General features: G+C 66.7%; 1 protein-coding gene. It reads right to left on the bottom strand.

All coding sequences use genetic code 11. The features are described 5' to 3' along the window. On the bottom strand, positions 1-251 hold a 251-nt coding region (locus tag J1M41_RS11805; RefSeq protein ID WP_206451823.1), incomplete at its 3' end, for a DUF3846 domain-containing protein. Positions 252-439 lie beyond the last annotated feature (188 nt).

Consider the following 439-nt stretch of genomic DNA (forward strand, 5'->3'; position numbering starts at 1 on the left):
GTGATCAGCACCGGGCCGACGATGACGTCGTCCGGGGCGAGGATGGTCAGCTCGTGGACGATCCGGTGACCCTTGGAGTTGACCGGCAGGCCGGCGATCTTGCCCTCCTCGTTGAGCCAGATGGTGTGGTCGCCATCGTCGGAGGACAGGGCCTCCACGTAGCCGCCGACGTGCTGCTGGAAGTCCTCCAGGCCGTTGACCTGCTCCTCGGTGACGTCGCCGGTGGGGGTGATCAGGATTGCATTGGCCATGATGGCTGTCCCTTCTATGGGGTGCGGGGATCCGGGTGATCCCTGCTGATGTGTCTAACCATACACATACGCGGTCGGATGTGCAACACCCTGCATCGCATCAGCCGCCGGCTGTGCCACGGATGCAGCCGGCCCCGCATCTCCGCGACACGTCCCCGGCGTGCCGCGAGCGCGGGGCCAGGGTGGGC

Origin of the sequence: Micrococcus sp. KRD096 (assembly GCF_017168495.1) — a bacterium.
Classification (GTDB): Bacteria; Actinomycetota; Actinomycetes; order Actinomycetales; family Micrococcaceae; genus Micrococcus; species Micrococcus luteus.